Source organism: Anaerocolumna aminovalerica, from assembly GCF_900115365.1.
GTDB classification, from domain to species: Bacteria; Bacillota; Clostridia; order Lachnospirales; family Lachnospiraceae; genus Anaerocolumna; species Anaerocolumna aminovalerica.
Genome location: NZ_FOWD01000047.1, coordinates 20,602 through 29,307, shown reverse-complemented (window position 1 = coordinate 29,307; position 8,706 = coordinate 20,602). Strand labels below are relative to the sequence as shown.

The window sequence follows — 8,706 nt, the reverse complement described above, 5'->3', positions numbered from 1 at the left end:
GAAGGTTACGAAAAGCAAGACCGTATTTCCCACAGACGACAGTCTGCTAAAAATGCTGTATCTGGCCACGATGGACATCACGAAAAAATGGACAGGGCACCGTCAGGACTGGGGACAGATTCACTCCCAGTTGGAGATATTCTTTGAAGAACGGTTATCCTAAAAACGGAAAAATTAAGGTATTAAGACTGCCGAAGGGGAGTTTTACTTGACAACCCCAAAAACAGATTTATAATACAAGCATGGGCAAGAACCACAGAAAAATGGCCTTGCCCATAAATAACTATTAAAATTTTATGTCAGTTTTTTGAGTTTACACGGACTTTGAAACGGTCTCTTATTATAGAGAAATTCTCTGATTTTTGCTCAGAATGACAGCAGTGAGGGTTAGTATTGTTAAATTATTTTTTCTTCAAAGCTTCTGTATCTACACCTGCCTCTTTTAGAGCAACTTCTGTGGCTGTTATTACAGCATTGCTGGTTATGGTTGCACCAGCTACAGCATCAACAGCTAAACTTTGGTCTGCTATTATCGCTTTGGCAATCTTTGGTGCGGCTGCACCACCAACCTCTTTCGTTTCATCTGGAGCATTCACATCAATTGCATTAATAGTTCCATCCTTTGCAACAGTTACCTTTACGGTAACTTCTCCCGCATATCCTTGTGCTGTTCCAGTGTATGTTGTACCCTCTACTGAATCAGTATTTTTTTCCTTAGCACACCCCATAAGAAATAAACCTAGTAAACAGGATAAAGAAATTAGCATGAAATATTTAGAACATTTATTTCTACTCATAATTTTCACCTCCTTTAGGCTTATTATTATCAACAATCAGTGATATTATTAAAAGGATGAAAATAATGACGGAATTATAAGCATGCTTGATTTATAAGAATACTGGAATTATAAATACGCTTGAATTATAAGTATACAGAAATATTATTGAAAGGCTATAAGTGGTTTTAAAACTTTGAATTCGAAAAATTTAATACTATATTAAAATGTAAAATTAATGATAATAATTGAATACAAATTAAGTTACCTAACGGGTAATAAAGATAAAACATATACGTGTGGACAAACAAACTGATTGTATCGTATAATAATTTAGTATTTTAAATACGAACTCTTGATGGAGATAGCTTTTGTAGGATACTTTCATACAACTATTATCTAGGAGCGATTATGATGACGGTAGAAAAATCGTTGTTATATGAATATCGTTGCTTTGTGCAATTAGATAAATGGAAAGTAAGATAATATAGGGAATCAAGAAGTTGAAGACAATAAGAATTTAATGATAAAAAAGGTGGAAGACAAAAGAGTTAAGATAAGAAAAGCCAAGACAAGAAAAAAGTAAATAAGTAAATAAGATAAATACAGAAGATATGAAAAATATAAATAGATAAAGTGGTTAAAAGAAAATACTTAGCTAATAAGGTATAACCTTAGGAAATAGAATATAAAATTGTAGTGATGCTGCTTTACTTGATGGTTTATGACATCAGTTTAAGCAATCTCTAATCAGCAGCATTGTACTGAAAAGTAAAAAAAAATGTAATGAAAAGTAAAAACAATAAGTGCAAAATGATAATAGAAGCAAGGCTATTAATATATAAATATAAAATTTCCTTGCTAAAACTATGATACAAGGAGAAACAGAATGAAAAAAGGAAAAGAATATGAAGGTTATGTAAGTACACTGGAATTCCCCAACAAGGGAATTGTTGAAATAGAAGATGGAAAAGTAGCAGTTAAGAATACATTACCAGGGCAAAAGATCCGTTTTGTAGTTAATAAAGTCCGTAAAAACAAATGTGAAGGCAGGTTAATGGATATAATTGAACACTCACCAATGGAAACAGCAACTCCGGTATGTAAACATTTTGGACCTTGCGGTGGTTGTACTTATCAGACCATACCTTATGAAAAACAATTAGAATTAAAAGGGAATCAGGTAAAGACATTAATCGATTCAGTATGCTCTGATTATTTATTTGAAGGAATAGAAGGTAGTCCAACAGAATGGGGTTATCGAAACAAAATGGAATTCTCCTTTGGGGATGAAGTAAAAGATGGTCCCCTTGCCTTAGGGCTTCATAAAAAAGGAAGTTTTCATGATATTGTAACTGTATCAGATTGCCAAATTGTTGAAGATGATTATAACAAAATACTTACTTGTACATTAGAGTATTTTACCCAATTAGGTATCAGCTTTTATAAAAAAATGACCCATATAGGTTATTTAAGGCATTTGCTCATTAGAAAAGCAGCAAAAACAGGTGAGATACTGGTTAATATTATTACTTCTACTCAATGGGATAATAATCAACTGACAGAAGAAGATGCATTGGAAACCTGGAAGCAGAAACTGATGGAACTTAATTTAAAGGGTAAATTAGTGGGTATATTACACACATACAATGACAGGGAAGCGGATGTTGTACAAAGTGACAGAACGGATATCCTTTATGGACAGGATTATTTTTATGAAGAAGTCTTAGGGTTGAAGTTTAAAATATCAACTTTCTCCTTTTTTCAAACCAATTCTTTGGGGGCAGAGGTTTTATACAGCAAAGCCAGAGAATACGTAGGTGAAACTAAGGACAAGCTAATTTTTGACTTATATAGCGGAACAGGTACCATAGCTCAATTATTAGCATCTGTGGCTAAGAAAGTCATTGGTGTTGAAATCGTTGAAGAAGCGGTTGTTGCGGCAAGAGAGAATGCGGCGTTGAATCAGCTTGATAACTGTGAATTCATAGCAGGAGATGTGTTAAAGGTAATCGATAGTATTGAAGAGAAGCCTGATTTAATTGTTCTTGATCCGCCTAGGGATGGGATTCATCCTAAGGCTTTGGATAAGATTATTGATTATGGTGTAGACCGAATTGTATATATTTCTTGTAAGCCAACCAGTTTGGTAAGGGATCTTGTTGTGTTACAGGAAAGAGGTTATAGAGTGGATAGAGTGTGTGCGGTGGATATGTTTCCGGGGACGGTGCACGTGGAGACAGTCTGTCTGCTAACGAAGAAAGCTTGATTTTACAAGGGTTTGAGCCTTGTTTCAAAATTAAATGTAGGTGTGTTTTAAGAGAAAATAAGAAAATCCTCTATCTCCCTATTATAGGGGGATGGGAGATTTTTACATTTTAGCAAAAGGATATAAGATTTAGCATAAGGTTAACTTTTAGGCAAAAGGGATATGATTTAGCAAAAGCTAATGGCATATCTTCTTTTTAAATAGATAGTTTTTGTGCAACATATTCATTTATTTCCATAAACGATATAGATTAGTTGTATTGGGTGAGTGATTCTAGTATAGCTATTTCTAGTGCACTTCGTGATAGTAGATATCTCATAAAACTTCCGAGTTATTTTTTGAGTTTATTTCTGTGGTATGCAAGATATGGCTTCATATCATTTGTAACAGTTAATAAAGGAATTGAACTTAACTGTAGACTTGCTTGTTCGGAAATCGAGAGTGTTGGCGAAATTATTAGTGTACCGGTATCTTCGAAAGATATTAAGTGTTTATCAAATAGTGCATCGTGGTGAGAACAGAGTAAAAGACCATTGCTCTCATCTAATTTTTCTGCATCAGTAGAGCAAGCAGACCATTCTTTAATGTGGCTTGCTATTAACATTGATTCAGTATTGATATTACATAGAGCACATTGGCATCCGTATCTATTTTTCAACAGGTCTCTAAAAAGTCCTTGTCCAATTCGTTGTTTTACAATAGCGTGCTTTTCAGTTTGGGTTAGGTTACCAATTTGGGTCATAATAGAATCCGTGGAACGCAATGCACGAGCGCGTCTACGTGGCATATTTGCAGTTCGCACTCTGTTACTCAAAGGAGTTGTGTTTTGTGGAACACCTGGAAGTGCATTGCCTGACTGAACTAAGTCAATATAGTCACCTAAAAAGTCAGGTGTAAATGTATAAATTGTATTATTTCTGGAATCTAAACACGTGTGAATTCCATTATTGAGTCCAGCTAATAGTTCATCAACTTTTACCTGACATGACTTTTGCGATACACCCATGTTACGAGGGTCGGTAGCATCCCAAGCAGAAAAAATAGGAGTTCCTGTCGGACAGTCATAGATTCCTAATAAGAGAGTTTTTTGGGTTGCTGTAATTGGTCTCTGAAAACCAATATTGTTGACACCTCGTCTAATTTCGATTCTTTTTTCTGATGGAAGATTATCACGACCACCATTAATAATTCTCCAAGCATAGATATACAAGTCTATCTGATAAACACCATTATCAAGTGTGCCTTGATATGGTTGATGACTTCTATTAATCCATTGAAAAGAGTATCCGTTTTGGTTTAGTGCGTCATAAATAATTTGACATATTTGTCCTCTAGATGGTCCACTTGGATCAGGACCCGGAGCAATAATACCTGTAGCAGTAATTTGATTGTATGGCATATGTAAGTACCCCCTTAGATAAAGATGTGTACATTATATCATCTGCTTACATTTTTGTATATTGATTAATTATGCATACATGTAGTTGTTACTAGTTATTTTGACTTATTCATATTAAATCATGCTTAAATATGTTAAAGTGCTGTTCTGCTTGATTATTCACATCGAATCATTTATACTTATGGTAGCTTTAATAAGGAGGAAAAATAATGGTAGACAATTCTGTAAATGAATCATGGTCAAGTCTAGAAGAGGTATCAATATTTTTAGGAGTAAATAAGGATACTATTCGGAATTGGATAAAAAAGAAAGATATGCCTGCACATAAAGTAGGGAGACAATGGAAATTTAAAATTTCAGAGGTTGATGCATGGATAAAGAGTGGTAAGAGTGCCATGTAATTTATAAATATACACGAGGCAAAATTTGCAAAATACAATTTTAGATTAGGTGGTAATAATGATGAATGAAGATATAGTAGCAGTTAGTTTATTCTCAGGTGCTGGGGGGCTAGATATAGCTAGTTTTATGGCTAACGTACCTGTTATTTCAAGTACCGATTTTGATGCAGACTGTGTTGAGACTTTAAAAGCAAATGAGATGTTTGGAAATACAAAAGTTTTTGAAGGTGATCTACATAATATTGACAGTGATGTTTTTAAAAATTGTGTCATTGAACATAATCCGAAAAAATTCATAGTAATTGGTGGTGCACCATGTCAGCCATTTTCAAAGGCTGGGTATTGGGTAGGAAATCAAACTAGAAGAGGTATTAATGATCCAAGAGCCACTTTGGTAGATGAATATTTAAGGGTTGTAGTAGATATACAACCAGATGGTTTTGTGTTTGAAAATGTGGAGAGTTTGTTACATCCTACAAATAAGGTAATTGTAGAGAAGTTTCTTGAAATAGTAGAGGAAAATGGATATACGTGCAAAATTGTAAGAGCAAATGCTCTTGATTATGGTGTGCCACAGAAGCGGAAAAGATTATTTATATTGGGAACAAAAGGTAGTTTTAAATCTGAAGAACCACGGAAGACGCATTGCGATCCAAGCAAATGTGATGTGTTGGGATTAAAACCATATGTTAATGTCGGAGAAGTAATGCAAGGATTTGATACTGATGAATATTTTGAAGAGTATGAAGTGGCTAAGGGAGGAACATATTATAATGATTTATGTCAAGTTCCTCCTGGGCAAAACTATAAGGCCTTAACTGCATGGGCAGGGTATCCAAATCCTAAATTTGTTGCAGATAAGAGGTTTTGGAGTTTTTTACTGAAATTATCTCCTGATATGCCATCCTGGACAATTACAGCACAGCCTGGTCCATGGGTCGGACCATTCCATTGGAATAATCGTAGGCTGAGAGCACCAGAAGCTGCGGCAATTCAGACTTTCCCAAGAGGGTATAAATTCTGTGGATCTCGAAGATCTGTTCAGAAGCAAATTGGGAATGCTGTTCCACCTTTGATGGGAAAAGCAATGATAGAGTTTGTAAAGGAGAGTTTAGAATGAATCCAAAAGTAGTTAGTGTTTACTCGGGTGGCGGTGGTATTGATTTAGGGTTTGAAAAGGCAGGGTATGATATAATATTTGCTACTGATTTTTGGGAACCTGCATGCAAAACATTAGAGTTAAATACATCAAAAGGGTTATATAAGTTTAATAAAATAGTAGAGTGTAACGATGTTAGAAAGGTAGACTTTAAATCAGTTCCAGAAAGAACAGGAGTAAAAGAAATAGACTGTTTGGTGGGAGGACCTCCTTGTCCAGCTTACTCAAAATCAAGGTTTTATTTAAAGGATAAGAAGAGAGCATTGGAAGACGAGAATTCATTTACTCTGTATAATTATTTTAGAGCATTAGAAGAATTAAATCCTAAAGTTTTTTTCTTTGAAAATGTTCATGGGTTCGTATTTAAGCCACATCAAGCTGCCTTCGAATTACTAAAAGAGCAGTCAGAAGAATTAGGTTATGATATAAGTTATAGAGTAATAAATGCTGCCGACTATGGGGTGCCTCAGACGAGAGAAAGATTTATATGTGTTGGTGTGAAAAAAGGATTTGGAAAGCCTTTTGTGTTTCCAGAGCCTACACATTACAATCCTGAAAAATATAGTGAACTATTGCATAATCAAATGAAACCTTGGGTAACTTGTGGTGAAGCTATCGGGGATTTAGACTACGACCTGCCAGAAGATGAGAAAATGCAAGCAGGTTCTAAGCATAAAGATTTATTGAAATTAGTGCCGCCAGGTGACAATTATTTATATTTTACCGAAGAACGAGGATATCCCGAACCAATATTTAAATGGAGGTCAAGATACTGGTCATTTTTATTAAAGCTTTCTCCAGAGAGACCGTCATGGACTATACAAGCTAGTTTTTCTAATAATATGGGACCATTCCATTGGAAAAATAGGTTTTTAAGAATTTCAGAAATAAAAAGGATTCAGACATTCGACGATGATTATGAACTTGCTGGAGATTTTAAGGACCAGTGGAGGCAGGTGGGAAACGCCGTTCCACCAATGCTAGTAAAGCAGATAGCAGCAGCAATTAAAGAACAATATTTTAATTAGGATAGGAGATGACAAAAGATGTCTTCACAATATTATCATGCTAATCTTGATGGGACTATAGAGAAGGATGACCCACCAAAAGAATTACTTAAAAATGAGGAATTACAAATAATTGAGGAAGCTTTTTCTTCGTATGGACATTCGTTTAATTGGATAAATAAAGAGCAACAGCCATATAAAGCTAAAATATTTGTAAACCAAGAAGATAAGGAAGTTGTTTTTCGAGTAAAAACTGTGTCAGGAGGAGGACGTCCTGACACAATCCCGAGAGAGCAAAGAATTCAGATACCTGGAGAACAACTAAACGAATTGGTTGATGCTAATACTCAAGGCAACATAGGTCTTATTTTAGGAGTATATAAAAGGAAAGGTATTTCAATTATTATTGCTTGGAGACCAATGAACAAGCAAACTGGTGGGAATGTATCTAAACAAGCAAATATTCAGATGATAGCAGATGCAATGTCTTGTGGTTTTGCGCAGTTTGAGTATCCAACGGGAAATGGTGTGGTATGCGCATTCAGGAAAGAATTTATGCAATACTATCTAAAAAATATTGAGATTTTTTCAGAAAAAATCGTGTCAGATTATCATGATATAGTAGGTGTAAATATTGTATCAGAAGGTACGACAGAATATGATTCTTCCAGTAATGAGATGAGTTTTAAAACTGGATTTCAATCTGATTTTAATAGAAACAGAATTGTGTTTGGTGCACCTGGAACAGGAAAAAGTTATCAGTTGAGGGAAGACTGCAAGAAACTTATGGATGGCACATTAGGGACATATGAACGTGTGACATTTCATCCAGATTATGCATACTCCCACTTTGTGGGAACTTATAAACCTGTTACAGAGGATGGAACAGCAGATATTAAATATGAGTTTGTTCCTGGCCCATTTATGAGGGTGTATGTAGAGGCACTTAAGAGTGGTAGGGATTCAAGTCCTCAACCACATTTACTTTTGATTGAAGAAATTAACCGTGCTAAAGTTGCTGCTGTCTTTGGAGATGTATTTCAGTTGCTTGATAGGGATGATGACGGAGTAAGTGAGTATGAGATTTATGCAAGTGAAGATGTTAAGAAATATTTAGCTAAAGAACTTGGTGGTAGTCCTGAAAGTTATTCACGTATTCGTATTCCGGATAATATGTTTATTTGGGCAACAATGAATAGTGCAGATCAAGGTGTGTTTCCTATGGATACCGCATTCAAGAGAAGATGGAATTTTGAATATCTTGGAATAAATGAGAATGATGGTGCAATAAAGGGTAAAATTAAATTAGGAAAAGGATTGCATGAATTAGAAGTTGAATGGAATCAATTGCGAAAAGCTATAAACGAAAAGTTAGCAGAGGATTATAAGGTTAATGAAGATAAACTGATGGGTCCTTATTTTTTATCTAATAAGTTAATTAGAACTGTAAGCGAAGCGGATGATACGATTGTAGATTCAGAGAAATTTATCTCTGCTTTTAAAAATAAGGTTATTATGTATCTCTATGAGGATGCTGCAAAGCAATATAAAAATAAGCTTTTTGATGGATGTAATGGTGTGAAGAATTTTTCTACAGCTAAATATTCTTCTGTATGTGATGCCTTTGATGAAATTGGAATAGATATCTTTGGAGATGGTTTCCGGGAAATCTATAACAAGCAAGGGGAGTAATAT

The 8,706-nt window shown here is 34.8% G+C and carries 7 protein-coding genes and 1 pseudogene; 6 read left to right on the top strand and 2 right to left on the bottom strand.

Annotated features, from left to right (window positions below):
* Window positions 1-163 (top strand): annotated as a pseudogene (locus BM183_RS21140) (IS256 family transposase); the annotation flags it as partial.
* Between the two features lie 238 nt (window positions 164-401).
* Here the strand turns inward: BM183_RS21140 and BM183_RS18130 are convergent.
* Window positions 402-797 (bottom strand): FMN-binding protein, encoded by a 396-nt coding sequence (locus BM183_RS18130; RefSeq protein WP_091688634.1) that lies wholly within the window; start codon window positions 795-797, stop codon window positions 402-404.
* 868 nt (window positions 798-1,665) lie between these two features.
* Between BM183_RS18130 and rlmD the strand changes: the two genes are divergently transcribed.
* The gene (gene rlmD, locus BM183_RS18125; protein ID WP_091688632.1) at window positions 1,666-3,045 is read left to right on the top strand and encodes a 23S rRNA (uracil(1939)-C(5))-methyltransferase RlmD; all 1,380 of its coding nucleotides are present in this window, start codon (window positions 1,666-1,668) and stop codon (window positions 3,043-3,045) included.
* 331 nt (window positions 3,046-3,376) lie between these two features.
* On the opposite strand, the gene BM183_RS18120 is transcribed toward rlmD, so the two are convergent.
* Complete coding sequence (locus tag BM183_RS18120) at window positions 3,377-4,444, bottom strand: HNH endonuclease (protein ID WP_091688630.1); 1,068 nt, start codon at window positions 4,442-4,444, stop codon at window positions 3,377-3,379.
* Between the two features lie 209 nt (window positions 4,445-4,653).
* On the opposite strand from BM183_RS18120, the gene BM183_RS18115 reads away from it, so the two are divergent.
* From BM183_RS18115 to BM183_RS18100, 4 genes are read left to right on the top strand one after another with little or no spacing between them, the layout of a single operon-like run.
* Window positions 4,654-4,845, top strand: a complete 192-nt coding sequence (locus BM183_RS18115) for a helix-turn-helix domain-containing protein (RefSeq protein ID WP_091688628.1) — start codon at window positions 4,654-4,656, stop codon at window positions 4,843-4,845.
* A 58-nt stretch (window positions 4,846-4,903) separates the two neighbouring features.
* Window positions 4,904-5,965: a DNA cytosine methyltransferase gene (locus BM183_RS18110; RefSeq protein ID WP_207650161.1), complete on the top strand. Its 1,062-nt coding sequence runs from the start codon at window positions 4,904-4,906 to the stop codon at window positions 5,963-5,965.
* Entirely contained in the window at window positions 5,962-7,032 is a 1,071-nt protein-coding gene (locus tag BM183_RS18105) for a DNA cytosine methyltransferase (protein ID WP_091688626.1), read from the top strand. Before BM183_RS18110 ends, BM183_RS18105 begins: the two co-directional genes overlap by 4 nt.
* Window positions 7,033-7,050: 18 nt before the next feature.
* Window positions 7,051-8,703: an AAA family ATPase gene (locus BM183_RS18100; RefSeq protein WP_091688624.1), complete on the top strand. Its 1,653-nt coding sequence runs from the start codon at window positions 7,051-7,053 to the stop codon at window positions 8,701-8,703.
* Window positions 8,704-8,706: the final 3 nt, after the last annotated feature.